Source organism: Rhizobium sp. BK377, from assembly GCF_014193935.1.
Taxonomy (GTDB): Bacteria; Pseudomonadota; Alphaproteobacteria; order Rhizobiales; family Rhizobiaceae; genus Rhizobium.
Genome location: NZ_JACIAC010000002.1, coordinates 758041 through 783393, shown reverse-complemented (window position 1 = coordinate 783393; position 25353 = coordinate 758041). Strand labels below are relative to the sequence as shown.

General features: G+C 59.4%; 27 protein-coding genes and 1 tRNA gene. 16 read left to right on the top strand and 12 right to left on the bottom strand.

Annotated elements, in window-relative coordinates:
* Positions 1–2: 2 nt before the first annotated feature.
* The 3 genes from FHT92_RS12600 (at position 3) to FHT92_RS12590 (ending at position 2649) form a co-directional block, all read left to right on the top strand.
* The gene (locus tag FHT92_RS12600; RefSeq protein ID WP_183825448.1) at positions 3–1016 is read left to right on the top strand and encodes a phage late control D family protein; all 1014 of its coding nucleotides are present in this window, start codon (positions 3–5) and stop codon (positions 1014–1016) included.
* Positions 1017–1163: 147 nt separating this feature from the next.
* Positions 1164–1982: a DNA adenine methylase gene (locus tag FHT92_RS12595; RefSeq protein WP_183826253.1), complete on the top strand. Its 819-nt coding sequence runs from the start codon at positions 1164–1166 to the stop codon at positions 1980–1982.
* The gene (locus FHT92_RS12590) at positions 1972–2649 is read left to right on the top strand and encodes a hypothetical protein (RefSeq protein ID WP_183825445.1); all 678 of its coding nucleotides are present in this window, start codon (positions 1972–1974) and stop codon (positions 2647–2649) included. Before FHT92_RS12595 ends, FHT92_RS12590 begins: the two co-directional genes overlap by 11 nt.
* 327 nt (positions 2650–2976) lie before the next feature.
* Here the strand turns inward: FHT92_RS12590 and FHT92_RS12585 are convergent.
* Positions 2977–3052 (bottom strand) — tRNA-Ile (locus FHT92_RS12585).
* Positions 3053–3243: 191 nt separating this feature from the next.
* Between FHT92_RS12585 and FHT92_RS12580 the strand changes: the two genes are divergently transcribed.
* Positions 3244–3612 carry a response regulator gene (locus FHT92_RS12580; RefSeq protein WP_183740954.1) on the top strand — a complete coding sequence of 123 codons (369 nt, stop codon included), beginning with the start codon at positions 3244–3246 and terminating at the stop codon, positions 3610–3612.
* A 14-nt stretch (positions 3613–3626) separates the two neighbouring features.
* Here FHT92_RS12580 and FHT92_RS12575 read toward each other — a convergent pair whose 3' ends face one another.
* The 4 genes from FHT92_RS12575 to FHT92_RS12560 all read right to left on the bottom strand — a co-directional run bounded on the left by FHT92_RS12575 (position 3627) and on the right by FHT92_RS12560 (position 5926).
* Complete coding sequence (locus FHT92_RS12575) at positions 3627–3857, bottom strand: DUF2934 domain-containing protein (protein WP_183740951.1); 231 nt, start codon at positions 3855–3857, stop codon at positions 3627–3629.
* A gap of 242 nt (positions 3858–4099) precedes the next feature.
* Positions 4100–4291 (bottom strand): hypothetical protein, encoded by a 192-nt coding sequence (locus tag FHT92_RS12570; RefSeq protein WP_183740948.1) that lies wholly within the window; start codon positions 4289–4291, stop codon positions 4100–4102.
* Positions 4288–4953, bottom strand: coding sequence for an acyl-homoserine-lactone synthase (locus tag FHT92_RS12565; protein WP_183825442.1), 666 nt, complete (start codon positions 4951–4953; stop codon positions 4288–4290). Before FHT92_RS12565 ends, FHT92_RS12570 begins: the two co-directional genes overlap by 4 nt.
* Positions 4954–5200: 247 nt before the next feature.
* The gene (locus FHT92_RS12560; RefSeq protein WP_183740943.1) at positions 5201–5926 is read right to left on the bottom strand and encodes a LuxR family transcriptional regulator; all 726 of its coding nucleotides are present in this window, start codon (positions 5924–5926) and stop codon (positions 5201–5203) included.
* A 126-nt stretch (positions 5927–6052) separates the two neighbouring features.
* Between FHT92_RS12560 and FHT92_RS12555 the strand changes: the two genes are divergently transcribed.
* Both FHT92_RS12555 and FHT92_RS12550 read left to right on the top strand, forming a co-directional pair.
* Positions 6053–6238 carry a hypothetical protein gene (locus FHT92_RS12555; RefSeq protein WP_183740940.1) on the top strand — a complete coding sequence of 62 codons (186 nt, stop codon included), beginning with the start codon at positions 6053–6055 and terminating at the stop codon, positions 6236–6238.
* A 612-nt stretch (positions 6239–6850) separates the two neighbouring features.
* A complete protein-coding gene (locus tag FHT92_RS12550; RefSeq protein WP_183825439.1) occupies positions 6851–8779 on the top strand; it encodes a DUF5054 domain-containing protein in 1929 nt (642 codons plus the stop codon).
* Between the two features lie 9 nt (positions 8780–8788).
* Here FHT92_RS12550 and FHT92_RS12545 read toward each other — a convergent pair whose 3' ends face one another.
* The 3 genes from FHT92_RS12545 to FHT92_RS12535 all read right to left on the bottom strand — a co-directional run bounded on the left by FHT92_RS12545 (position 8789) and on the right by FHT92_RS12535 (position 9686).
* Positions 8789–9037: a DUF2934 domain-containing protein gene (locus tag FHT92_RS12545; RefSeq protein ID WP_183741840.1), complete on the bottom strand. Its 249-nt coding sequence runs from the start codon at positions 9035–9037 to the stop codon at positions 8789–8791.
* 217 nt (positions 9038–9254) lie between these two features.
* A complete protein-coding gene (locus FHT92_RS12540; protein ID WP_312858760.1) occupies positions 9255–9470 on the bottom strand; it encodes a hypothetical protein in 216 nt (71 codons plus the stop codon).
* 9 nt (positions 9471–9479) lie between these two features.
* A complete protein-coding gene (locus FHT92_RS12535; RefSeq protein WP_183740935.1) occupies positions 9480–9686 on the bottom strand; it encodes a hypothetical protein in 207 nt (68 codons plus the stop codon).
* A 321-nt stretch (positions 9687–10007) separates the two neighbouring features.
* On the opposite strand from FHT92_RS12535, the gene FHT92_RS12530 reads away from it, so the two are divergent.
* Together FHT92_RS12530 and FHT92_RS12525 are read left to right on the top strand one after the other, a co-directional pair.
* Positions 10008–10391 carry a hypothetical protein gene (locus FHT92_RS12530; protein WP_112564635.1) on the top strand — a complete coding sequence of 128 codons (384 nt, stop codon included), beginning with the start codon at positions 10008–10010 and terminating at the stop codon, positions 10389–10391.
* A 101-nt stretch (positions 10392–10492) separates the two neighbouring features.
* Entirely contained in the window at positions 10493–10900 is a 408-nt protein-coding gene (locus tag FHT92_RS12525) for a DUF4174 domain-containing protein (protein ID WP_183825436.1), read from the top strand.
* A gap of 4 nt (positions 10901–10904) precedes the next feature.
* On the opposite strand, the gene FHT92_RS12520 is transcribed toward FHT92_RS12525, so the two are convergent.
* A complete protein-coding gene (locus FHT92_RS12520) occupies positions 10905–11615 on the bottom strand; it encodes a GntR family transcriptional regulator (protein WP_183825434.1) in 711 nt (236 codons plus the stop codon).
* A 267-nt stretch (positions 11616–11882) separates the two neighbouring features.
* Here FHT92_RS12520 and FHT92_RS12515 point away from each other — a divergent pair, with 267 nt between their 5' ends.
* From FHT92_RS12515 to FHT92_RS12485, 7 genes are all read left to right on the top strand, one after another.
* Positions 11883–12971 (top strand): ABC transporter ATP-binding protein, encoded by a 1089-nt coding sequence (locus FHT92_RS12515; RefSeq protein WP_183825431.1) that lies wholly within the window; start codon positions 11883–11885, stop codon positions 12969–12971.
* Between the two features lie 29 nt (positions 12972–13000).
* Positions 13001–14299 carry a PotD/PotF family extracellular solute-binding protein gene (locus FHT92_RS12510; RefSeq protein ID WP_183825428.1) on the top strand — a complete coding sequence of 433 codons (1299 nt, stop codon included), beginning with the start codon at positions 13001–13003 and terminating at the stop codon, positions 14297–14299.
* 153 nt (positions 14300–14452) lie between these two features.
* Positions 14453–15364 (top strand): ABC transporter permease, encoded by a 912-nt coding sequence (locus tag FHT92_RS12505; protein WP_183740918.1) that lies wholly within the window; start codon positions 14453–14455, stop codon positions 15362–15364.
* 1 nt (position 15365) lies between these two features.
* Positions 15366–16187: an ABC transporter permease gene (locus tag FHT92_RS12500; RefSeq protein ID WP_183825426.1), complete on the top strand. Its 822-nt coding sequence runs from the start codon at positions 15366–15368 to the stop codon at positions 16185–16187.
* Between the two features lies 1 nt (position 16188).
* Positions 16189–16932 (top strand): aspartate/glutamate racemase family protein, encoded by a 744-nt coding sequence (locus FHT92_RS12495; protein WP_183825423.1) that lies wholly within the window; start codon positions 16189–16191, stop codon positions 16930–16932.
* A gap of 110 nt (positions 16933–17042) precedes the next feature.
* The gene (locus tag FHT92_RS12490; protein ID WP_183740909.1) at positions 17043–17531 is read left to right on the top strand and encodes a heme-degrading domain-containing protein; all 489 of its coding nucleotides are present in this window, start codon (positions 17043–17045) and stop codon (positions 17529–17531) included.
* Between the two features lie 120 nt (positions 17532–17651).
* Positions 17652–18275, top strand: coding sequence for a DUF2799 domain-containing protein (locus FHT92_RS12485; RefSeq protein ID WP_183825420.1), 624 nt, complete (start codon positions 17652–17654; stop codon positions 18273–18275).
* Positions 18276–18285: 10 nt separating this feature from the next.
* Here the strand turns inward: FHT92_RS12485 and FHT92_RS12480 are convergent, their stop codons facing one another.
* A complete protein-coding gene (locus FHT92_RS12480; RefSeq protein ID WP_183825417.1) occupies positions 18286–19530 on the bottom strand; it encodes an AGE family epimerase/isomerase in 1245 nt (414 codons plus the stop codon).
* A gap of 174 nt (positions 19531–19704) precedes the next feature.
* Here FHT92_RS12480 and metH point away from each other — a divergent pair, with 174 nt between their 5' ends.
* Positions 19705–23478: a methionine synthase gene (gene metH / locus FHT92_RS12475; protein WP_183825414.1), complete on the top strand. Its 3774-nt coding sequence runs from the start codon at positions 19705–19707 to the stop codon at positions 23476–23478.
* Positions 23479–23591: 113 nt separating this feature from the next.
* Here metH and FHT92_RS12470 read toward each other — a convergent pair whose 3' ends face one another.
* Complete coding sequence (locus FHT92_RS12470) at positions 23592–24356, bottom strand: GntR family transcriptional regulator (RefSeq protein ID WP_183825411.1); 765 nt, start codon at positions 24354–24356, stop codon at positions 23592–23594.
* A complete protein-coding gene (locus FHT92_RS12465; protein WP_183825408.1) occupies positions 24353–25237 on the bottom strand; it encodes an N-acetylglucosamine kinase in 885 nt (294 codons plus the stop codon). The genes FHT92_RS12470 and FHT92_RS12465 overlap by 4 nt, the downstream gene beginning before the upstream one ends.
* Positions 25238–25353: the final 116 nt, after the last annotated feature.

Genomic DNA, 25353 nt, shown 5'->3' with positions numbered 1-25353 from the left:
CCATGCGAAAGCCAATCGTCCAGGTCATCGGTCAAAGCGGTGCAGATCTCGTGCCAGGCTGGAACGAGGCATTAGTCTCCGTGGAGTTCACGGACAATGACGGCGGCGAAGCTGACGAAATCAACATCACTTTTGCCGTCCAGGCCCCATTTCCGAGCAGCCCGGCAGAGGGCACCAGGTATCGTCTGCTCTATGGATGGGACGAGAGCGCGCTGCGCGACGCAGGCCTCTTCACCTATCAATCCGACAGCCTTTCTGGCGATGCCGAAGGCGGGTGGACGATGACTATTACGGCCAGGGCGAGCGACTTCATCGACGCGGACAAGGCGGCCGACAGCGAGCATTTCGAGGAGACGACCGCCGGGGAAATCTTCCAGAAGCTGGCGGGCCGCTCCGGCAAGACGGCCGTGATCGACGCTGCGATCGCTGCTATCCGCATCCCATATCGTCTTCGTTACAACCAATCCCTTACGGGCTTTGCAAACGAGCTGGCTGAGGAGCTGGGCGGGACGCTGAAGTTCGCTGGTGGAAAGATGCTGGTGCCACAACGCGCCGGCGGCAGGACGGCGAGCGGCACAGACATGCCAGTGATTGTGATCGCCTATAGTTCCGTCCTCGGAGGCGAGATTTCGGCTGAAGGCAAAGGTCGGTACGCGAGTGCCGGGAGTAATTTTTTCGATCCCTCGGAAGGCGCTCAAAAGCTCTTTGAAGCCCCCTCGATCGGCAGTGCCTCGCGTTTCCTATCGCTGCATCCGGCCCGCAGCCGCGAGGAGGCCGAATACGCGGCAAAGGCCCAGGGCAATGAGCAGGCCCGCGACAGCGTCACGGGCAGCGTCGACATCGAAGGCAGTCTGGACGCGATGGCCGGTGGGCGCGTGAAGCTCTCGGGCTTTGGCGCAAGCCGCGACGCGGCTGACCTGGTGGCCTCGTCGATCCATCACACGTTCACCTTTGACGATAGCGGCGGGTGGCTAATGGCGATCGAGCTGGCGAACCGAAAGACAGGTAAGGGGTAGCCGCCGATCGGGCGGTCGGAGCGCGCAAACGCTCCAACGACGGGCCTCAGTTTGGCGACCAGACCCGTCCAACGGCAAGTTTGCACAACCGTCGCACCCGTACCCTGCAGGGCCGGGACTTCGTGACTGAGTCGTGAGATGTTTGAAATGGTGAATCTTGAAACGTGGCGGGAAGTCCCCAATACACAGCCGCCGGCAGCGTGGATCGGTGGGAAAAGGGCTCTTGCTCCCCGCCTTGTGAAGATGATCGGCGAGATCCCGCATCAACTCTATGCGGAGCCTTTCGTCGGCATGGGCGGCGTCTTTTTTCGTCGAACACGAGTGCCTAAGACCGAGGTCATCAACGACCGTAACGGCGAGGTAGTGAATCTCTTCCGCATTCTGCAGCGGCACTATCCGCAGTTCATGGACACATTGAAATTCCAGGTCACCAGCCGTCGGGAATACGAACGCTTGAAGGCATGCGATCCCGCCACGTTGACCGATCTGGAGAGAGCCGCCCGCTTCATCTACCTGCAGAAGCTGTCCTTCGGCGGAAAAGTGTCTGGCCAGAATTTCGGCGTGCAGCGGAGCGGCTCGGCCCGGTTCAACCTGACGCGCCTGGGACCGTTATTGGAGGACGTCCACGAGCGCCTTGCCGGCGTTGTCATCGAGAACCTGGACTGGTTGGACTTCATCGATCGCTACGATCGGCCGGGGACGCTGTTCTATCTCGATCCGCCATATTTTGGCAGCGAGGGCGACTACGGGAAAAGCCTGTTTGGCCGGGAGCAGTTCGAGCTGATGGCAGAGCGTTTAGGGCGGCTTAAAGGTCGATTTATTCTTTCGATAAACGACGGTCCGGAGATCCGCAAAACCTTTGCCGCCTTCAATCATGTTGAAGCCGACCTTAAATACTCTATTGCGGGCGGCGAAGGTGTGCCGGCGCGGGAGTTGATCATCATAGAGAGGCCGTATGACCGGTAAAAGGAAGAGCATCGCAACAAGCGGCGGCGTGCCGTTTGGGGTCGCCATAGCAGCTGAAGTTCTATCTGCGATTCAAGTGCCTGGCGGAAGCGTCTTGGCAGACTTTGTTGACCGGTATCAGGAAAAGAAACGAGCGGAAGCGCGGGATCTGCTCATTGAGGAGATCTCCGCCGGCCGTCACGGTCCTGTTGATTTTGATGCCGACGACATGGACCCTTTCATCGCTGCAACCCTTCGCTTTGCGAAGGCCGTCGAGATCGGCGCTGCTCACGAAAATCTTAAGCTCCTTGCACAGGTGATCGCGGGCTTGAAAAGAAATAAAGCGCTATCTGCGGACACATTCATGCGATGGGCGGGCGTTCTCGAAGGCATGACTCGCGACGAACTCATGATGCTCGGAATGGCCTATCGGGCGCAAAGGATTTACGAACAAGCGCAGCAGGGAGAGAACGCGACTGTGTGGCCACAGCTTATAAGCTCCATGACCAATGCTGGATATTCGGCCGGCGAGATCGCATCGCTTGCCGCCTGCGTCAGCCGTTATGGGCTGTTGACGCTAAGTACAGGTTTCGGAGGCGTGGCGGGCTATGAGCCGTCCAGCTGGCTGATGGAGCTGGGCGAACTTGCTGATCTGAACGTTGTCATGGCTAGGGAGTCCCGTGCATGACAAACAGCGCATCAGACGAAGCTACTCTTCGGCTCAATATTGAAGCCTTGGAAGCCAGGCTACAGGCCCTTGACAATGCTCCGGTGTTACGGAGACGTCTTGAGGACGCCCTAGTTTCGATGAGGGATCGTCTGTATGAGATCCAATTTCCAACGCTGGAATATGATCCAACTCAGCAGCCTGATGACGACGATGACCTGTAGGCCAGCGGAAGAAACAAAGGGTTTCAAACAGCCTTTGAGGCCGCTTCAAAGTGAAACTCAAAATTCCGGAACCTAATGTCAAAATTCCGGTTTTCCGCGTCCGGCTACAAGTATCTTAGGATGATGGTGGGCCCGGAGGGACTCGAACCCCCAACCAAGCGGTTATGAGCCGCCGGCTCTAACCATTGAGCTACAGGCCCGGCACCCAGGGTGCGGTCAGCCGGGGCAATGGTTCCCGCGGCTTTTGTCCGCTTAACGCAAATCCGGGACAGTCACAAGCCATGAGCGCAAGCATCTGTGGACGATGCATATTTGCGGTCTGCCCTCTGGAACCTTCGCGCGCGGGCTACATTTACTGCTGTCAGACAGGATTGAAGAGGGCAATCGCAGAATGGTGGCTTCCCAGGGTGCCGTGGTGCTCATCGTCGAGGACGAACCGCTGATCAGGTTCAATATTCTGGATGTGCTCGAAGACGTAGGGCATGTGGCGCTCGAGGCTGGGAACGCGGACGAGGCAATGGTGCTTCTAAAGGCCCGCAACGATGTCGATATCCTCTTCACCGACGTGAATATGGCCGGTTCGATGGACGGCATCCAGCTCGCCAAGCGGGTGAGGGCGATGCGGCCGAATATCGGCATCATCATCACCTCGGGCATGGTGCGGCTCGATCCGATGTCGTTGCCTGCCAACACGACTTTCCTGCCGAAACCCTATCAGCACGAGGCCTTGATCTCGGCGATCGATTCGATGACGCGGTAGCTGCAGGCGGAGCATCAATCGGGGCTCGCCATCGACGGCGGCGGAATGGGGACGTCGGTTGCTCCCGTCGCGGTTTCGGTTTCTTCGATCTGCTTGCGAGCCTGTTCGTTGACTTTTGTCGTTTCGCCGCGCAATTCGGCCTCGGCCTCGTTCCAGTGGCGCCGATCTTGGCCTTCCGGCCTGCCTTCCTTTTCCCAGATTGCGTAGGCGCGCTCGCGTACGCGGTCCTCATTTCGTTCCGTCATGGCTATCTCCCGTGGGTTTCGGTCATCGCAAAACCGGCTGGGGAGCCGAATGTTCCGGCGAGGCGCTTGAGATCGGGAGGCGCAGCCGAGCCTGAAGGGAGGTCTGCTTCAAGCCCGGCCGCTGGCCCCGGGGGAGCCGCCACAGCATTTCCAATTTTTCTTCGAATAACGAAAATGCTCTATCTATTTGTTTTCACGCAACTCCGGACGCAAAATGCTCAAGCACTTTTGCTCGAATTGCTCTAGTTGTAGCTGCTCTTCAGCAGATCGTTTTCCTGATGCGCCTTCTTCTCATAGATCGTGAAAAGAGCCATCGAGAGGAGATAGGAGAGGAAGGGGTCTCCCATCTGCGTGGCAATATCGCGGGATGCGAGGATATGTCGTTCCAACGCACCGATATCTTTCTGCACTGTGGTTTCGTTCACGCGGTTCATGCTGCCATCTCCAGGAATTGGGTCACGACGGAACGCGTCGGGACGTAGCGGGTATAGAGGGGGGTATCGATGCCGAGGGATGCGCGCATCTTGGTGAGCACACGCTCGGAAACTTCAAAGGCGCCGCAGCAGACCGGATATTTGCCGTAGCCATCGGCGCGGCCGAGTTCCTCGACCTCGGCGCCGGCGCGCTTGTAGACGCGTTTCAGGTGGGGTTCGTAGTTGGAGATCATGGTGTGGATGCCGTGATCGAGGGCGCATTCGCAAAGCGCCAGCAGTAGCATCGAGAAGGCGCGGCCGGAGTCGATATCGGGAAAATCGTCGGAGATTGCTTCCTCGTCGATGCACATGCGGGTGCCCTCCCAGATGCCGGGGGCGACGAGATCGGCTGCCTGCGGGAAGGTTTCGCGGAAGACATCGTAGAGGAGGGTCGGTCCGGTCGTCGGCATCAGGCGCATGCCCCCGTAAAGGCGGGTGCGGGTTTCGTCGCACCAGACGAGATAGGCCGGGCATAGCGAGTCATAGCTGTCGCGCTCGAAGGGGCCGATTACCGGAACGTTCCAGCCAAGAGTATCGGCAAAGACTTTCTTGCGCAGACGGAACATCTGGTCGAGTATGAAAGCGTATTTCTGATACTCATGTGCCTGAATGATAACGAACATTTTGCCCTCCAGCGTGTTTGGTTCGTGAAGGCAGAATGGTTCAGGACGGCGGTGTCGGAAATTCCCTCATATGGGTGCCTACAGATGAGCCCCCGCATATGGGGGGATCCATCAGGGCCTTTTCCAGGCAGCTTGAAGCATGCCGCGGAGCGGGTTTCGTCAAGGTGCAAAGATCAGAGAAGGCCATACCTTCCGGTACGCCCGACGTTTAGCCAGCGGAGGTTTCGGTCCGGCCGGGACGAAAAATTTAGGGATTGATGATGCGCAGCTGCACGGCCCGCGAGGCGGCCGCGGAAATGGTGGCGCAGCCGAGTTTGAAGCGGGCGGTTTTCAGATAATCGCGGGTCGTATGCTCGGAAATGCCGAGGATGACGGCGATATCCTTGTAGTCCTTGCCGAGTGCCGTCCAATGCAGACATTCGATTTCGCGCGGAGAAAGCGTCGGTACCGGGTCGTTCTCGCCGTGAAGCTCGTAGATTGCCTTCCGATGGATGACATGGGCGAGCTCGATCCATTCATTGCGATAGAGCTTGACCATAGCGGTCCAATCATCGACCGGCATGCGGGCATTGATCGACAGCAGCGCGCGGCGTTGAGCCTTGTCGGCAACGGGGATGGAATAGCCGTTGCCGCCGATCCCGTGCTTCTGGGCGTCGACGAGCATGGCATAGGCTTCCGGCGTCGGCTCCACCTCGCTCCAGTCGAAGGGCAGCTGGCGCTCGAAGCCCTGTTTGACGATCGGATCGACCTTCACATAGCTGTTGAGCAGGTAGCGCGAGACCCAGGCATCCGGATAGGTGGTGCGCACGAAAGGGGCGTCGATCTTTGCCGCTATGGTCTGAGCGAGGTGATAGGTGACATAGTCGACGGCATACTCCGCCTGGAAGATGCGGATGGAAGCATCGACATTGACCGCAGCCTTGATCTGTTCGAAAACGGGTTCGAACTTTTGGGAATAACTGTTTTCCGTCATCGTGCCGCCTGTCTCAAACCGTTCAATCCTACCGCGAGGAATGTCAAAAATACAAGGCATCCCCACATATGCGGGGAATGACTTTTCCAGATCCGTCTGTTAGCGCCTTTTCCGGGGAGGCTCCAGATGGACAGCAAGAGAACGTTCGATATCGCCGAATGCCATCAGGCAGCCAAAGGGCTGAGATCGAGCTGGCAGGACATGGCTGGCTCCGAGGCGCTGATCCGCGCGCTCGTTGCCGAACGAAGCGGCGATACGTTGCTTGCCTTGTTCTGGACAGAGGTTCACCGGACGCTCTGCGAAGAGAAATAATCGCTCCTTTATCGTTACGTCAGTCACGCATTTCTTCCTTGGAATCGGAGTCGCCGCGATCGACGAGTGCGCGCCGGAGAGGTCGCGGTGCATCTTGATGCCGCGCAACCGCCGGAAAAGCGGCCCGCCCAGGTATTGTCGTGTCAAAACCTCCCGGCGGAATCTCGCGCGGGGGAGGGAATTCGTTCGCCCTATCGGAACGTGGAACATGAACGGCGATTTCGATCATGGGGGCCATTAGCGGAAGTCCTGGCTTTGTCGTGTAAAGCAGCAAGATGACAGGTGTATCGCGCGTGAACCACCTTGGCCGGTCAGGTTAATGGCGGGTGAACACGCTTTCACATTTTGTCGTCACTTAAGTTGTGTTGCCTGTCGGAAGCAAGATAGGCAAAGACCAGCTCGGCGAAATATCCAGCATATTCTGGATCACTCAAGCAAATATGCTTGACGGATCGTTACCATGAAGCGCAAAGCTGTTTGTGGAAACGGTTACACAAAATGCCATTGTGCCATATTGGGAGAGGATCGGGATTTCGTGTGGAACGCAGAATCATTTTCGTTGCGTCTCATGAAAGCTGCTTGCGATGGCAGAACTGATCTAGCGGAATGCAGATGACGGAAAAGCGTGTGCACCTGGTCTTCAAGACCCATCTCGATATCGGTTTCACCGACCATGCGGAGAAGGTTCGCCGGCAATATCACGAGCGCTTCATTCCGCAGGCGATCGAGACCGGCGCGCATTTCTATGCCGAAAATCCTGAACAACCGAAGTTCATCTGGACAACAGGTGCGTGGCTGATCTGGGATCATCTGAATTCGCGTTCGCCTGCCGAGGTCGCGGCACTGGAACAGGCAATCGAGCGCGGGCTCATCCGCTGGCACGGGCTGCCTTTCACCACCCACACGGAGCTGATGTCACCGGACCTGTTCCGAGCGGGTCTTTCCTATTCGCAGGAGCTCGACCGCCGCTTTGGCAAGCAGACGATTGCGGCGAAGATGACCGATGTTCCGGGTCACACGCTCGGCATGGTGCCGCTGCTTGCCGAAGCCGGCATCCGCTTCCTGCATCTCGGCGTCAATACGGCCTCGCCGCCGCCAGATGTGCCTGACATCTTCCGCTGGCGCGCGCTTGAGGGTGCTGAAGTCGTCGTCATGTACCAGCGCTCCTATGGCGAAACCTATTTCCCCGAAGGTTTCGACGACGGGCTGAGCTTTGCACATACGCAGGACAATATCGGCCCGCAGAGCGTGCCGCAGACGGCGGAAGCCTATCGCGACATGCGCCGCCTCGCGCCTGAAGCGGTCATCCGCGCCGCAACGCTGGAGGACTATGGTGCGATCCTCTGGGAGAAGCGCGAGCGTTTTCCGGTGCTGGAGCTGGAGTTGGGAGACAGCTGGATTCATGGTAGCGCCACCGACCCATTGAAGACGGCGAAATTTCTGGCCCTGCAGCGGCTCTATGACCGCTTCGCGGGCGAGGGACTCAATCGGCGCAGGCTCGCTTTCGGCCGCGGGCTCGCCATGGTGGCGGAGCATACCTGCGGGGTGGATATCAAATCCTATCTGCGCGACGACAAGGCCTGGGCAAAAGCTGATTTTGAAGCGGCCCGCAAAGGGGATTACCGTTTCGCCTATACCGAGGCGTCGTGGGACGAGCAGCGCGGCTATATCGACCAGGCTGTCGCCGAACTCGATGCCGACGACCAGCAGCAGGCGCAGGCGGTGCTCGCAGAACTCTTCGCGCCGGCGCTCGTCGGCAGCGCGAGCAGGGAGACCCGCCTTGGTGCCAGTGACTGGTCGATCGAGCTCGATGAGGTGACGGGCGATGTCGCTGCGGTGACTTCGCCGCTGGGGCGCAGGATTGCCGGTCGCAATGGTTCGCTGATCGCCTATCGCTATGAGAGCTACGACGCCGCCGATGTCGCCAGACATATGGACAGTTATCTGACGCATCGGCAGGAATGGGCAGTGCTCGATCACGACAAGCCTGGGCTTGGCCGTTCGGGTGCGGCGCTTTCGAAGGTTTTTATGCCGAGACTGGAACATGCGGGCGGCGGCGGGCTTCTCTTGTCCATGCCCGCAGAAGCCGTCGAGCGGTTTGGGGCGCCACGCCAGCTCGCCGTGGAGTTTTCGAGTGATGGCGGTACCCTGCAGTTGCGCCTCTCGCTGCGCTACAAGCCGGCCAATCGCATGCCGGAGGCAAGTTTCCTGTCGTTCACACCCGAGGGCGCAAAGGACTGGGCTTTCAGGAAGACGGGATTATGGCACCGGTCCGGCAGTTTCGCCAGATCCGGCGGCGCGCAGCTGCAGGCCGTCTCCGCCGTCCGCGGCGACCTTGCGAATGCCGGAACGCTCTTCATCGAGCCCCTCGACACGCCGCTGGTTGCGCCGCAGAGCTGGGATTTCATGACGTTCTGTAAGGAGCTGCCGGATTTTGAAGCAGGGATCCGCTTCAACCTGCATAATAACAAGTGGGGAACCAATTTCCCAATGTGGTGGGAAGGCGATTTTTCCGCCCGTTTCCGGATACGCTTGGACTAGCTCGCCTCCTCATACCGCTCGGGGGAGCCTGTGGCGTTGACTGATCTGGACGGTGGGCTCGCGAGATTCTGGAACTTTCGGCCGGAATTTGACGAGAACCTCGTTGCCATCAGCCGAGGCGCGCGTTTGTTCCAGCCTGTCACGCTCCGCCGTTGCCTGAAGCCAATGCTCAGCGTCGCGGCCATGCGGTCTGCCTTCCGCTTCCCAAAGCGCGTAGGCCCGCTTGCATATCCAGTCATGCCGGGAGGTGTTGCTCATCGTTTCATCCTTCTTGAGCCGATCTTTATCCCATGGAATCGACATGATAGGCCTACCGCTGAACACGATACCTCACGCCTATCTTGTAGATGAATCCGGCAATGTGCCGGCATTTCGATGGGCTGGCATGACCTCTTGCCATGCTCGGTGTAAGAACGATTTCACCCGACGTGTGTTCCCGACATATTCGGTGAAATTTTGCCTTCAGAGAGGGCGGTCATTCAGAGCGTGACCGCTCGCTGTTGGCCTCGTCGTGGTTAACGTTCCAGTCTTTTCGCGACTTTTGGCCGGGCGGTTTGCGATGGATGGTGGCATCATCGGAATGGGTAATGTCGCGCGGCTTGGCGCTGGAGACGCCGCTGTTGCGGCGGCCCTCTCGCGAACGCGCGAACTGTCCTTCTGCGTCTTTGCGGATTTTGTCTTTACCGTTCACGGTCCTGTCCTACTCGTGGATATGATCGGGCAGAACAGGCGGACGGCGTTTGGCCGCCATCAGCAAGTCCAACTCGACGGAAGACGGACCGAAGCGGGTAAAAAGGCTTTCGGCCTGCTCTTTCTTGAGGCCATATTTGGCGGCGAATTCCTGAAGACTATAGGGGCGGCCGCGAAGGGTGCGGCTGCGTCGTTCAGGTTGGTGAATTTGCGTCATTGCGGATCTCCCCAGACTGCTTGCCGAGGCAAAACCGCCTAGCGCGCTAAAGGTTCCAAATGCGCCCCGTCGATGCCGTCTCAGAGGCGAAACGCCGTTTTAGCCGGCCCCAGAAGCAAAAAAATACCAACAAGTCTCGATAAATTTCAATCGGTTAGAAGATGCCTGCAGACAAGGCGGTCAGAAATGGCTTTATCACGCCTGTGTTACTCTATAAAATGAATCGTGTATCTGGTCCGAGGGAGGAGTCGAGCTCTCGTTTTCGCGTCGATCCGGGCCGGGTCTTGAGGAAGCTGGCTAAATCCATCAGAGGAGACAGACATGATGAATGCACTGCCGCCACTTCACAACGGACATGCCCCGTTCACCCTGCAACAGCTGTTCCGTGAGGCGCTTTATGCGTACGAGGAATGGGACAGCGAACTGACGGAGCCGATTGTCACCCATGAAGGCAGGGTTATTCCCATCAGCTTCGTTTTCGAAGCTATGCGCGAATGCACCGATATCGTCCCGGCCAATATCGTCGGCGCTGTCACCGAACGACTGACCAAGCCCTGGGAAGGCGAGGGACCGCTAGACCAGATGACTTTCTCCACGGCGGCGCGCGTCATGCGCGTTCTGGTGCGCAAGCGCCTTCTTGCCAATGGTACGCCTGACATCGCCGCTCTTTCGACGCGCGCATCCGAAGCTGAACCGCGCGAATAGGGCTTTCAGGATCGCGGCGCTGGCCGCGATCCCATTCCCCATCCTTCTGTGGAACCCTGCTCATTTCCAGCCGTTGAAACAGGCAGAGAAGGATGAGCACCATGTTGAGATCCATTCTACACGAAATTATGGGAACGGGCGTTCAGGAGGCTCACCTGCCGCGATCGCTGGAACAGTTCCTCGGCGAAAAGAATGTCCTCATCGTCTTTGCTGACGCGGAGGACGATAGGCCAATCGTTCAGGACGAATTGCTGCGCAAGTCGCAGATGCGGCTGATCGAAGACAATATCGAGGTCTTCACGATCGCCGGCGGCGGCGCATTCTCCATGTTCGAGGATGGCAAGGACCTTGATGCCGACGAGCTGCGCGATGAGCTTCAGGGGCCACAGAGCGGCGAATTCGGGCTGGTACTTGTTGGCACCGATGGCAAGGTGAAGTTGCGTTCCAGCCAGCCGATGAGTGTGGAGGAGATCAGCCGCGCCGCCGACATCCCATCACCGCATCACTGAGTTTTCAGAGTTCGAATGCTTCTTTCAACCCAACGCTCTTGCGTTCGCGCAGATCGAGATCAGCCTCGATATGGGCGATATGGTGAAGCATCAGATGGCAGGCGCGATCGAGTTCCCCGCTTTCGATCGCTTCGATGATATCCCCGTGTTCGGCATGCCCGCAGCTCGATACGGTCGACTGCCCGTAGAGCGCGATTACCAGGGATGAGCGGGCGATGAGTTCTTCCATGAAGCGCTGCATGATTGCATTGCCCGAGATGGCGGCGAGCGTCAGATGGAAATCGCCCGATGCCTTTATCTCGGCTCGTCTTGCCGTCTGACCGCGCTCACCCATCAGCCGGCCTTCTTCCAAAAGCAATTGCTTCAAGTGCTGGATATCGGATGGCGTGATGTGGACCGCCGCTTCCCTCAGAATGCCGGGCTCGACGAGCCTCCGGGCGGCAAAGATCTGTCGGGCTTCGTCGGGGGAAGGATAGGCGACGAAAGCGCCGCGGTTCTTCTCGACGCTGACGAGACCTTCGTAAGAAAGTGCCTGGAGGGCAGCGCGCGCCAGCGTGCGGCTGACATTGAAGAGACTACCGACATCGCTTTCCGATAGTTTCGTGCCGGGTGACAGGCGTCGCTCGACGATCGCGTCCCTGATTGCATCGCGGATCTGCGGGACGCCCGTATCCCTGATGTCGTCTTGGCCCATGGCGATGGCGGCGGATTTCATGAAATCGGTTTCCTTGATGTCAGCAAACAATAGCCGCCTTCGTCTGGAAAGTTAAATGGAATTTGCGCTCAAAATAGAGGTCAAATTGTATACGATTTTCTGCACGAATTGAGGACGAAAGCCCATTTTGTGTGCAGTGTGAAAAGTGCCCAAGATTTCGTCGGTCCCGATGATGCTATTAAAAATTCATGATTTGCAAGGGATTAAGATGCGCTCACCAAATTGGCACGGCAGATGCATTGTCTTTCTCGAACAGGGGAAGACACGATGTCGAAAGCGGCAGAGATCGATATAGCATCCGTTTCGAAGGTCTATGGCGCGACCACTGCGGTCCATGCCATCAGCCTCAAGATCCCGGCCGGTTCCTATTGCTGCTTCCTCGGCCCCTCGGGCTGCGGCAAGACCTCGACGCTGCGCATGATCGCGGGCCACGAAACGATTTCATCGGGCGATATCCGTCTCGGCAATGTCGTTGTCACCGATTTTCCGCCGGCAAAGCGCGGCACGGCGATGATGTTCCAATCCTATGCGCTGTTTCCGCATCTCGATCTCGTCGACAACGTGGCCTTTAGCTTGAAGATGAAAGGTGTCGACAAGGACGAACGCCGCGCCAAGGCCCTGGAGATGCTGAAGCTGATGCAGATGGAGGCCTATGCCACCAGGCGGCCGGCGCAGCTTTCCGGCGGTCAACAGCAGCGCGTCGCTCTGGCGCGTGCCTTGATCACCGATCCGGAAGCATTGCTGCTCGACGAGCCGCTGTCTGCACTCGACCCTTTCCTGAAGATCCGTATGCGCGCGGAGCTGAAAAAACTACAGAAAACGCTCGGCATCACCTTCGTGCATGTGACGCACAGCCAGGAAGAGGCGATGGCGCTCGCCGACATCATCGTCATCATGAATGACGGCAAGATCGAGCAGGCGGCCTCTCCGCGGCAGGTGTTCGAAAAGCCGGCGACAGCCTTCGTCGCGCGCTTCATGGGCGATCATAACGTGCTCTCCGGCCGTGTCATTTCGAGCGAGAATGGCGTGATCGTCATGACGGTGCCGGAAGGGCAGAGTTTTTCCGTGCGCGGGACGGGCAGGGAGGTCGGCGAAGCCGTCGATATCGGCATCCGCACCGACCGCGTGCGCCTTCAGGTGGCGACCGACTGGACCCTCGGCTTCAACGGCATCGTCTCGAATATCGAATATCGCGGCTCCTCGGTGAAGATCACCGTCTTCGGGGCTGGCAGCGACGATTTCACCGTCATCGCAAGCGACAGCGATTACTTCGCCAGCCCGGTCTCGGTCGGCGATGCGGTGTCTTTGAGTTGGGCTCTGGAGGATGCTGTCCTCCTTGGCCGCGTTTCCGCATGAACTTCACTACTAAAAAAAGGGGAACTGCCATGACGACTGAAACGAAAACCACCAAGGCGGAAAAGGGAATTTCCCGCCGCTCGCTTCTGAAGACCGGTGCCGCCGCCGTCGGCGCCATCGCCGGCTCGGGCGCCATCACCGGCTTCCCGACGATCTGGGCGCAGTCCAACATCACGCTTCGCCAGTTCGGCACCGGCGTTTCGAACATCAACGCGATCGCCGAGAAGTGCAAGCAGGACCTCGGCATCACACTTGAGATGACCGCGACGGATTCCGACGCCGCTGCCCAGCGCGCGGTCACCCAGCCCGACAGCTACGATATCGCCGATATCGAATACTGGATCCTGAAAAAGGTCTATCCGGCCGGTGTCATCCAGCCGATGGATGTGAAGAAGCTGAAGTACTACGACAAGGTCGTGCCGCTCTTCAAGAACGGCAAGCTGAAGCCAGACAGCGTCATTGCCCAGGGCACGGCGCCGCACACCGTTGGCTATGTCGAAAGCAAGGATGCCAAGACTTTCGCCAAGGGGGAGACTGAGCTCTTCACCATGATGCCAACGATCTACAATGCCGATACGCTCGGCATTCGCCCCGACCTCGTCGGCCGCGAGATCACCACCTGGGCTGACATCATGGATCCGAAGTTCAAGGGCAAGACCTCGATCCTCAACATCCCGTCGATCGGCATCATGGATGCCGCGATGATCATGGAAGCTCTGGGCAACATCAAATATGCCGACAAGGGCAACATGACCAAGGCGGAGATCGACAAGACGATCGAGTTCCTGATCAAGGCAAAGCACGACGGCCAATTCCGCGCCTTCTGGAAGAGCTTCGACGAGTCGGTCAACCTGATGGCGTCGGGCGAAGTCGTTATCCAGTCCATGTGGTCGCCGGCCGTCGCCGCCGTCCGCTCCAAGGGCATTGCCTGCAAATATCAGCCGCTCAAGGAAGGCTATCGTTCATGGGGTGGCGGTCTCGGCCTCGCTGCGCACCTCAAGGGCGCGCAGCTCGACGCGGCCTATGAATACATCAACTGGTATACGTCGGGCTGGGTCGGCGGCTACCTCAACCGTCAGGGCTACTACTCCGCTTGCATGGAAACGGCCAAGAACTTCATGACGGCAGACGAATGGGGCTACTGGATCGAAGGTAAGCCGGCACAGGGCGATATCCTCTCGCCCGAAGGCAAGGTCATGGAAAAGGCTGGCGCTATTCGCGATGGCGGTTCGTTCGAAGAGCGCATGGGTCATGTGGCGTGCTGGAACTCCGTCATGGACGAGGACCGCTACATGGTCCGCCGCTGGAACGAATTCATCGCGGCTTAAGTATCCGCGACTTTCCCCTCCCTAACCCTCCCCACAAGGGGGAGGGAACTTGTCGAGGGTGCGGCACCGTTCTCCCTCCCCCTTGTGGGGAGGGTTGGGGAGGGGTCTTCATCGACCTCTCCTTTCTCACCTCGATGAAGGAAAGGACCAGGCATGGCCACGATCGCTTCAGAGCAGACGATACCGGCCGCGGAGACGCCCAAACGCGCCTTCCGGCTTGCGCCATGGGCGATCTCGTATCTGCAGGCCACGCCGCTGATCGCCATCCTCGGCTTCTTCTTCATCCTGCCGATCGCGATGATCGCTATCGTCAGCTTCTGGGACTATGATTTCGCCGGTCTCTATCCCGACTTCCTGACCATGAACTATACCGACACGCTCGGCTCATGGGTGACCTGGAAGACCTATCTCAACACGCTGAAATTCACCGTGATTGTCTGGGCCCTGACGCTCTTTATCGGCTTCTGGGTCGCCTATTTCCTGGCCTTCCATATCCGCAAGACCTCCACGCAGATGATCCTCTTCCTCGTCTGCACCGTGCCCTTCATGACATCGAACATCATCCGCATGATCTCATGGATCCCAGTGCTCGGCCGCAACGGTCTCGTCAATTCGGCGCTGGTGCAGATGGGCATCGTACCCCAGCCGGTGGAATGGCTGCTCTATTCGGATTTCGCAGTGGTACTCGCCATGGTGCATCTCTACACGCTCTTCATGGTGACACCGATCTTCAACACGCTGATGCGCATCGACCGTTCGCTCTTTGAAGCGGCGCGCGATGCCGGTGCTTCCGGCAGGCAGGTTTTGTGGAATGTGGTCATCCCGCTTGCCAAGCCCGGCATAGCGATCGGCACGATCTTCGTCGTCACGCTGGTCATGGCTGACTTCTCCACCGTGCAGGTTATGTCCGGCGGGCAGAGCGCCTCGGTGGCTCTGATGATGAAGAACCAGATGTCGCTGCTGCAATATCCAGCCGCCGCTGCCAATGCCGTCGTTCTGCTGGTGGTGGTGCTGATGATGGTCGCGGCGATCCTGCGCGTCGTCGACATTCGTAAGGAGCTCTGAGATGAACCGCGAAAAACGCTCCCTCGAATTCTACGTCCTTGCCGCCTTCTTCTGCCTTTTCGTGCTCTTTCTCTATGGGCCGCTTTCGGCGATCGTCATCCTCTCCTTCCAGGGTCCGGATGGCGGTTTGACCTTCCCGCTGAATGGTGTTTCGACGCACTGGTTCTTCAATCTCTTTGAAAAGCAGGCCGTCGGCGATTTCGGCGCCTCCTTCCAACGCTCCTTCATTCTCGGGCTGATGGTGATGGTGGTGACCGTGGTCGTCTCGCTGATGGCGGGCCTTGCCTTCCGCCGGCGCTTTCGCGGCTCGTCGGTATTGTTTTACGCGACGGTCGCAAGTCTCGTCGTGCCGTCGATCATCATCTCGCTCGGCATTGGCGTCGTCTTCCAGCAGGGCGGGCTCAGGCCTGCCTGGTATTCCTCGGCCTTCGGCGCGCATCTGACCTGGACGCTGCCCTTCGGCGTGCTGATCATGTTTGCCGTCTTCAACCGCTTCTCGCCGGCATACGAGGAGGCCGCGCGCGATCTCGGCGCGACGTCATGGCAGACCTTCCGGCACGTCGTTCTGCCGATGATCGCCCCAAGTCTCATCGGCGTCGGTCTGTTCGGTTTCACGCTCTCCTACGACGAATTCGCCCGCACGCTGATGACATCAGGCACCTACAATACGCTGCCGCTCGAAATCTACGGCATGACTACCAACGTCACGACGCCGGTGCTCTATGCGCTCGGCACGGTCACAACGCTTTTCTCCTTCACCATCATTCTCGTCGCGCTCGGCATCATGGCGATGCTCGGCCGGCGGCAGGCAAAGACCCGCTGACATGCGCATATTGATCGTCAATCCCAATACGACCGCTTCCATGACCGAGAAAGCGGCAACCGCCGCCCGTGCGGTCGCCGCCGCCGGCACCGAGATCGTCGCCGCCACCTCGCGCATGGGGCCGGTCTCCATCGAGGGGCACTACGACGGCGCGCTCGCCATCCCCGGGCTGCTGATGGAGTTGAAGGAACGGCAGGAGGCCGGTTACGATGCGGCGATTGTCGCCTGCTTCGACGATACCGGGCTTGATGCGGCACGCACCTTCGCTGACGTGCCCGTTCTCGGGCTCTGCGAATCCGCTGTCGCTACAGCGGGCTTCCTCGCTCAGCGCTTTACGGTGGTGACGACACTGGAGCGGTCCCGGGTGCTGATCGACAATCTCGTGCGCCGTTATGGCATGGGTAGTCGCGCGAAGGTGAGGGCATCGGATATTCCGGTGCTGGAGCTGGAGGATGAAGCCTCAGGGGCGATCGGCAAGCTGAAGGCGGAAATCGAGAGAGCGCTTTCGGAGGATGGCGCAGAGGCAATCGTGCTTGGCTGCGCCGGCATGACCGATCTGGCGCGCGAGCTTCAAGAGCACTATGGCGTGCCCGTCATCGATGGGGTGGCGGCGGCCGTCAAGCAGGCGGAAGCGCTCGTGTCGCTCGGTCTTTCGACCAGCAAGCGCGGCTCCTATGCCTCGCCGCTGCCGAAACATTTCATGGGCGCGATGAGCGGTTTTGCACCAAGCCGAGCGATCGGCTGAGCATCACATCGAAGCTCTTGATGGTGCACAGGCCCAAGTTTTGACTTTACTTTTCCCCCTCGCGTGAGAATGGTCACTGCCGATCATCACGCTGAGAGGAGAGCCGTGCCATGTCGATCGACGAGGATCTGATCCGGATTGCGGAACAGGAAAAGGCGTTGAGCTTCGATGCCTTCGATCTGACGACTGCATGGCAGCTCGGCAAGCTGTTGCAGGAGCTCGCCACCGAACGCGGCCTCGGCATCGCGATCGATATCACGCTGCATTCCATGCCGGTCTTCTACGCGGCCTTGCCTGGTGTGACGCCTGACAACGTCAATTGGGTGCGGCGCAAGCGCAATATGGTGTCCCGCTATTTCCGCAGCAGCTACGCTTCCGGCCTCAAGCTGCAGAAGGAAGGCAAGACGGTTGAAGATAACGGGCTCTCGCCGGCGGATTATGCTCCGCATGGCGGTAGTTTCCCGATCAATGTCAGAGGCACGGGCTGCATCGGCGCCGTCACCGTATCCGGCCTGCCGCAGCGCGACGACCACAATCTCGCGGTCGAGGCGCTGGCACTGATCCTGGCAAAGGATCTCGAAAGCCTGCGGCTTAGATGACTGCCGCATTTTTGACAAATAGAAGCCACAAAAAACCCAAGATCGCGATCCGTTCCCGGTGACGGTCGCATGTCGTAACGATAAGGTGCGCCCGGTTTAGTGACTTGCTGCCGGGACATCATGTTACGTTTGCTCTTTGCCTTTCTTGCAATTGGTTTCAGTCTTTTCCTCGCTTCCTGCAATACGCTCTCGAAGGAAGAATGCGTCGCCGCCGACTGGCGGGTGATCGGTGAATCCGACGGCGCTGCCGGATACGAGCCGCAGGAGCGTTTTGCCGCGCATGCCAAATCCTGCGAGCGGGTGAAGATCGTTCCCGACCAGACGATCTGGTATCAGGGTTATCAGGCAGGCTTGGTGCGCTATTGCACGCCGATGAGCGGCTTGATGCACGGGCAGGCGGGTCACGGCTATTCCAATGTCTGCCCACCGGAGACAGCGCCCGGTTTTCTGCGTGGCTACATGCTCGGCAATCGCCAGAATTCACAGCAGTCGCGTCTGAGTTCGCTTCAAAGCGACTACGGATCGAAGGAAGCCGAGATCGACGACCTGTCGCGCAAGCTCAAGGATGCGCCGGATGCAGACCGGCGCGATATCCGCCGCCGGATGGACGATCTCGAAGACGATATGCGCCGCATCCGCAGAGAGCAGCGTGACGTTCAGGATCAACTCGACGATACCAGCGCGGAAGTGCAGTGGTTCCAGCAGAATCCGAACGCAGCGCCGCCGGCCATACCTGGCTACTGAGGCTTTCGCCTCAGAGCTTGCCGCCGGCTTCGATGATCCCCTTGGTCAGGCTGCCCGTCGCTGGGAAGAGCGGGATAAGGCAGGCCTGCAGGGCGTGGTAGATGTCGCCCTTGCCGGGGAAGAGCGAGTGCGAGGGAACGAGGTCTTCCGTCAGTTCCTCGTGCCAGCCGCCATTCTCATGGTCTATGAAGCTGCGCTCGATCACGTTCCAGATCTTGCGGTAGCATTCTTCATGATAGTCGCTCGGCAGGTGCTCGTTGAGGAAGTGCGCGGCGGCAGCACCCTCGCAGGCCGGCCACCAGAGCTTGTTGCGCTTGGCCGGCTTGTCGGCCCAGTCGAGCGTATAGAAGAAGCCGCCCTTATCATTGTCCCAGCCGAGAGCCATGGATTGCTCGAAGAGGGCCTTGGCCGCATCCGGCATCCAGTCGATCTTCCTGCCCCCGAGCGCCCAGAGCTGCAGGATCAGGCGAGTCCATTCCAGCCAGTGGCCCGGCGTCGTGCCGGCGGGGCGGAACATTTCGTTCGGATGATAGTAATCCTTATCGAGGTTCCATTCGGCATCGAAATGCTCGGCGACGCGCCAGTCGACGGAACCGGCCGAACGGCGGATGACGAGATCGGCGATGCTTTCGGCCTTGGTGAGGTAGTCGCGGTCACCGGTCGCCTCGAAGGCGGCCATCAACGCTTCGGTGAGATGCATATTGGAATTCTGGCCGCGATAGGTGCCGCCATCGAGCGGTTGCCAGTCCGCGGTGAACTCTTCGGCGATAGCACCGAATTTGGTTTCCCAGAACTTCGTGTTCAGGACCTCGGTGATATCGGCGAGCATGCCATCGGCGAGCGGATGGCCGATCGTTTTGGCCGATGAGGCGGCGAGTAGGACGAAAGCGTGACCGTAGCCCTGCTTGTTGGAATCAACAGGACCGTTGTTGTCCAGTGACCAGAAGTAACCGCCGTTCTTGCGGTCACGGTGCTGGTTCCAGATGTAGTTCATGCCGTGATCGACGACATCTGCGGCGCCGGGGCGGCCGAGAAGCGTGCCGATCGAGAAGCAGTGCACGGCGCGCGAGGCAATATGGAGTGGCCGTACCTGGCCTTCGGCATTGAGCGGCTTGCCAGCGTCGTCGAGGTCGTAGAAGCCGCCTTTGGGATTGATGGAATTATGCTGGAAGAAATCGAAGAGACCGTTGGCCTGCGAAAGCAGCCAGCCGCGATGATAGGCACGAGTGGACCAGTTGCCGAGTGCAGGTGCCATGATACTCCTCCGAATTCGTGCACAATGCCTTTAGGAAAACGCCTATATAGAGGTCGTGCGAGTCTGTCATCCGCCAAGGCTCGTAATGTCCCTAAAGTAACAGGCATATGTTGACATAAAGATATCTTTATGTGATTGGTCGTTTTCGATCTTGTGATATCAAGGAGCCTTCCCGTGTTCGATAATCTCTTTGGCCCCGAAGGGGGCAAGCGTGATGGCAGTGAAGTATTCGCGGCGCTGAAGAAGGCAGCCAGCGAACGCATTCTCGTCCTTGACGGTGCCATGGGCACGCAGATCCAGGGTTTGGGCTTCGATGAAGACCATTTCCGCGGTTCGCGTTTCATCGGCTGTGCCTGCCATCAGAAGGGCAATAACGACCTGCTGATCCTGTCGCAGCCGGACGCCATTGAAGAAATCCATTACAACTACGCCAAGGCCGGCGCCGATATTCTTGAGACCAATACCTTCTCCTCGACCCGCATCGCGCAGGCCGATTACCAGATGGAAGGTGAGGTCTATGCGCTGAACAAGGAAGGTGCGGAGATCGTGCGCCGGGCAGCCCAGCGTGCAGAGCGCGAGGACGGCAAGCGCCGCTTCGTTGCCGGCGCCATCGGTCCGACGAACCGCACGGCTTCGATCTCGCCCGACGTCAACAATCCTGGTTTCCGCGCCGTCACCTTTGACGATCTGCGTGATGCCTATGCCGAGCAGATCGATGGCCTGATCGATGGCGGCGCTGATATCATCCTGATCGAGACGATTTTCGATACGCTGAATGCCAAGGCTGCGATCTTTGCCTGCGAGGAGCGTTTCGAGGCGAAGGGCATCCGCCTGCCTGTCATGATCTCAGGCACGATCACCGATCTCTCGGGCCGCACGTTGTCCGGCCAGACGCCGAGCGCCTTCTGGAACTCGGTGCGCCATGCCAACCCATTCACGATCGGCCTCAACTGCGCGCTCGGCGCCAATGCGATGCGCCCGCATCTGCAGGAGCTTTCGGGCGTTGCCGATACCTTCATCTGCGCCTATCCGAATGCCGGGCTGCCGAACGAGTTTGGCCAGTATGACGAAACGCCGGAACTGATGGCGGCGCAGATCGACAGCTTTGCCCGCGAAGGCCTCGTCAACATCGTCGGCGGCTGCTGCGGCTCGACGCCCGAACATATCAGGATGATTGCGGAGACTGTGGCGAAGTATAAGCCGCGGCCGGTCCCTGAGCATCGTCCCTTCATGTCGCTGTCGGGCCTCGAGCCCTTCGAGCTGACCAAGGATATTCCCTTCGTCAATGTTGGCGAGCGCACCAACGTCACCGGTTCGGCCAAGTTCCGCAAGCTGATCACCAATGCCGATTTCACGGCAGCGCTCGATGTCGCCCGCGACCAGGTCGAAAACGGCGCGCAGGTGATCGACATCAACATGGACGAAGGCCTGATCGATTCCGAAAAGGCGATGGTCGAGTTCCTGAACCTGATCGCCGCCGAGCCGGATATCGCTCGCGTGCCTGTGATGATCGACTCGTCGAAGTTCTCGATCATCGAATCCGGCCTGAAGCGCGTTCAGGGCAAGGCGATCGTCAACTCGATCTCACTGAAGGAAGGGGAAGAGAATTTCCTCGCCCAGGCGCGTCTGCTGCACAATTACGGCGCGGCAGTCGTCGTCATGGCCTTCGACGAGACGGGGCAGGCGGACAGCTACGAACGCAAGGTCGAGATCTGCACGCGCGCCTACAAGCTGCTCACCGAGAAGGTCGGTTTCCCGCCCGAGGATATCATCTTCGACCCGAACATCTTCGCCGTCGCGACCGGCATCGAGGAACACAACAACTACGGTGTCGACTTCATTGAGGCGACGCGCACGATCCGCAAGACCATGCCGCTCGTCCATATCTCCGGCGGCGTCTCGAACCTTTCCTTCTCCTTCCGCGGCAACGAGCCGGTGCGCGAGGCGATGCATGCCGTGTTCCTCTACCACGCCATCCAGGCGGGCATGGACATGGGCATCGTCAATGCCGGCCAACTGGCCGTCTATGACCAGATCGATCCGGAACTGCGCGAGGCCTGCGAAGACGTCGTGCTGAACCGTCGCGCCGACGCGACCGAACGGTTGCTCGAGGTTGCCGAACGCTTCCGCGGCGCCGCCGCCAAGGAAGGTAAGGTGCAGGATCTCTCCTGGCGCGAATGGAGCGTCGAGAAGCGTCTCGAACATGCGCTGGTCAACGGTATCACCGAATATATCGAAGCCGATACCGAGGAAGCCCGCCAACAGGCTGCGCGGCCGCTGCATGTCATTGAAGGTCCGCTGATGGCCGGCATGAACGTCGTCGGCGACCTCTTCGGCTCGGGCAAGATGTTCCTGCCGCAGGTGGTCAAGTCCGCCCGCGTCATGAAGCAGGCCGTAGCCGTTCTCCTTCCCTATATGGAAGAGGAAAAGCGTCAGAATGGCGGCGAGGAACGCAAGTCTGCCGGCAAGATCCTGATGGCGACCGTCAAGGGCGACGTGCACGATATCGGCAAGAACATCGTCGGCGTCGTGCTTGCCTGCAACAATTACGAGATCATCGATCTCGGCGTGATGGTGCCGGCAACGAAGATCCTGGAGACGGCTGTTGCAGAGAAGGTCGATGTCATCGGTCTTTCCGGCCTTATCACGCCGTCGCTTGACGAGATGGTGCATGTAGCGGCCGAAATGGAGCGGGAGGGCTTCGATATTCCCCTGCTGATCGGCGGGGCAACGACCAGCCGCGTGCATACGGCCGTCAAGATCCATCCCGGCTATAACAAGGGTCAGTCGATTTACGTGACGGATGCCAGCCGCGCCGTTGGCGTCGTCTCCTCGCTGCTGTCGCCGGACACTCGTCAGGGTTATATCGACGATATCAGGGCGGAATATGCCAAGGTCGCTGCTGCCCATGCGCGCAGCGAAGCCGAAAAGGTGCGTCTGCCGCTCGCCCGCGCCCGCGAGAACGCACAGAAGGTCGACTGGGCAGCCTATAAGCCGACCAAGCCGAGCTTCCTCGGAACCAAGGTGTTCGAGGACTACGATCTGGCCGAACTTGCCAAGTACATCGACTGGACGCCGTTCTTCCAGACCTGGGAGTTGCGGGGGCGCTACCCGGCGATCCTCGAAGACGAGAAGCAGGGCGAAGCTGCGCGGGCTCTCTGGGCTGACGCCCAGGCGATGCTGAAGAAGATCATCGACGAGAAGTGGTTCCGTCCTCGTGCCGTCATCGGCTTCTGGCCGGCCGGTACCGTCGGCGACGATATCCGTCTGTTCAAGGACGAGGCGCGCAGGCAAGAGTTGGCAACGTTCTACACACTGCGCCAGCAGCTTTCGAAACGCGACGGCCGCCCGAACGTCGCGTTGTCGGACTTCGTAGCGCCCGTGGACAGCGGCGTGCAGGATTATGTCGGCGGCTTCGTGGTGACCGCCGGTTTCGAGGAGATCGCCATCGCAGAGCGCTTCGAGCGCTCGAATGACGACTATTCCTCGATTCTGGTGAAGGCGCTAGCCGACCGCTTCGCCGAAGCTTTCGCCGAATGCATGCATGAGCGCGTCCGTCGCGAATATTGGGGCTATGCCAAGGACGAGCATCTCTCCAGCGAGGATCTCATTACCGAGGCCTACGCCGGCATCCGCCCGGCACCCGGCTATCCGGCCCAGCCTGATCACACTGAGAAGAAGACCTTGTTCGGTCTTCTCGACGCAGAAAACACCGCCGGTGTGAAGCTAACCGAGAGCTATGCGATGTGGCCCGGCTCGTCGGTTTCCGGCATCTATATCGGCCACCCCGACTCCTACTATTTCGGGGTTGCCAAGGTGGAGCGCGATCAGGTGGAAGATTATGCCAGGCGCAAGGGCATGGATGTCACCGAGGTCGAACGTTGGCTCGGACCGGTGCTTAACTACGTGCCGCGCAAGACTGATGAAGAGATCGAAGACGCTGCCTGATTGCGGAGTCTTTTCTATCGCTTGAGGTGGCGTGCTCAGTCGTTGATTCAATGAACGATGAAGCCGGGAAGTGATTCACTTTCCGGCTTTATCTTTTTGAATTGGAAGAAAAATCAGGTCGCGCCGATCGTCAGTTCGGCAACGAAGTCATAGGCGTCGCCGCGATAAAGCGAGCGAGTGAATTCCACTGCGCGGCCAGAGCCGAGATAGGAAATACGCTCGATGGAAAGTCCGGCCTGGCCGACGGGCACACCGAGCAGTTGAGCGTCGGCTTCCTTCATGTTGGTCGCGGATATGCGTTGCACGGCGCGGACGGGGCGCACGCCGAGCCGCTCCAGCTCGGCATAGAGCGAATTGGCGACAGCAGAGGGGTCAGGCAGGAATTCGCCCGATACGCTTGCATGTTCGATCGCCAGAGGCTGGTCGTCGGCGATGCGCAGGCGTGACAGGCGTGAAACCTTGATGTCTGTGCCGAGGCCGAGGATCATCATCTCGTCGGGCGATGGTGTGTGCACGCCCTTGTGCAGCCATTCGGAGCGGGCGGTCATGCCGCGCCGGGCCATGTCTTCCGTAAAGGAGGTGAGCTGGGATAGGCGCTGTTCGACCCTGGACACCGGCTTGGCGACGAAGGTGCCGGAGCCGTGACGGCGCACGAGCAGGCCGTCGGCTACCAGTTCGTCAATCGCCTTGCGCACGGTCACGCGGCTGACGGCCGCAAATTCGGCAATGTCGCGTTCCGGGGGCAGGGCATCGCCATGGGCGAGCGTGCCGGTGCGAACGGCCTCTTCCAGAGTACGGCGGAGCTTTACATAGAGGGGGCCAGTGCCGCCGGCCTGCAGGCGCTCGGGAGACAGAATGGAGGCGAGATCATCGGTCATGCCACACCTCCCTGCCGGTCGTTCATCAGTTTGACGGCGAGATCGACCGCACCCTGCAGTGCATCGGCTTTCGGCTCTGCCAGCAACGTCTTGTGCCGATCCGCAAGCCAGGGATGGTAGGGTCTGGCAAGGCCGCCGAGCAGGCAGATCGTCGGGCATTCGGGCCATGAGAGCGCGTCGAGGCTCGCATCAATCGCATCTGCCGCCTCCCTGACGATCTCAATTGCGATCGCATCACCGGCCTCTGCAGCCTCGAATACTGTCGGTGCGTATCGTGCGAAATCCCGGGGGCGGGCGGTATGGGCGAATTCGACGACTCGCTCGGGATCATTGCCATATTCGGCCATGATCTTCTCCGTCAGCGGTGAGGTGGCGCGAACCTTGTCATAGGCAAGCAGGGCCCTTTCCAGGAGGTCGCGGCCGAGGCGTGCGCCGCTTGCCTGATCGCCAACAATGGAACCCCAGCCGCCGATGCCGTGCAGCTTGGCCTCTCGGCGCGCATTGTAGACGGAGCCGGTTCCGACGGCGCCGACTATGCCGTCGGCATCGCCGAGTGCCCCTTGCAACGATATCAGCGCATCGGTGACAACCCGGCCGTCATCAAAGGGCAAGGCCCTTTCGATGCGCTTGCCGTAATCGCCGACATTGGCGCCGGCAACGCCCACGACTGCAGAGATTGTGGAAGCGGTTTCATCCCCAAATCCGGCGTCACGCAGCGCCTGGCGCGCGGATTCGACGATATTGACGAGAGAGTTTTCCAGATCGGAAAGGATGTTGGCAGGGCCAGCCTTGCCGAGGCCTATGACATTGCCCATTCTGTCCGCAACTGCTGCCCGGCAGCTTGTTCCGCCACCATCTATCCCGATTGCAAGTTCCGTCATTGGACCTCCGGTTAAGCCGTTCCCTTATGTTTTCTTATACAATACCAAAAAAATACCATTTACCAAGCAGAAATGACCGCGAATTTTCCTGTTTTTATCTTATTGATTTCAAACGA